The organism is Vibrio caribbeanicus ATCC BAA-2122 (assembly GCF_000165125.1).
In the GTDB taxonomy this organism is placed as follows: domain Bacteria; phylum Pseudomonadota; class Gammaproteobacteria; order Enterobacterales; family Vibrionaceae; genus Vibrio; species Vibrio caribbeanicus.
In genome coordinates this window covers 1-592 of the sequence record NZ_AEIU01000126.1, presented here as the reverse complement: position 1 = coordinate 592, position 592 = coordinate 1, and the positions used below count along the sequence as shown (strand labels likewise).

General features: G+C 45.1%; 1 protein-coding gene. It reads left to right on the top strand.

Annotated features, from left to right (window positions below; all coding sequences use genetic code 11):
• Window positions 1-17: 17 nt before the first annotated feature.
• Window positions 18-592, top strand: a 575-nt coding sequence (locus RH40_RS19975; RefSeq protein WP_241209918.1) for a BspA family leucine-rich repeat surface protein, incomplete at its 3' end; no start/stop codon positions are given.

The following is a 592-nucleotide window of genomic DNA, read 5'->3' as shown; positions in this document are numbered from 1 at the left end:
CCTCCAAAGTTGAAAATATGAGGGCGATGTTTGAAGGCGCCTCCGCCTTTAACCAAGACATCGGTGGTTGGAATACCACTAACGTTAGTGACATGCATGGCATCTTTAAACAGGCCACGAGTTTTGACCAAGACATCAGTCAATGGGATACCTCCAATGTAAAAGGCCCGATTGAAAGCATTTCTGTTACCTGTAATGACAAAGATATCGGCACAACCTTCAACCATCAAGGTCACGCCTATCTGGTTGTTGACGATGAAAGCATTAAAAACCAAGCCCAGCTCGATAAACTGGAACAAGGTCAAATCCGCTTTTGTACCTCTCATGTGACTAAGATGGATAGCCTCTTTAAAGGAAGGGAGCACTTTAATGCCGATATCAGTGACTGGGATACTTCCGAGGTATGGAATATGAGGGAGATGTTTAAGGATGCCACAACCTTTAACCAACCCATCGGTAACTGGGATACCTCCAAGGTTGAAGTTATGTATGAAATGTTTAACGGTGCCTCCGCCTTTAACCAACCCATCGGTAACTGGGATACCTCCAAGGTTGGAGGCCGTTGGTCTTTTTTAGGAATGGACGCCATGTT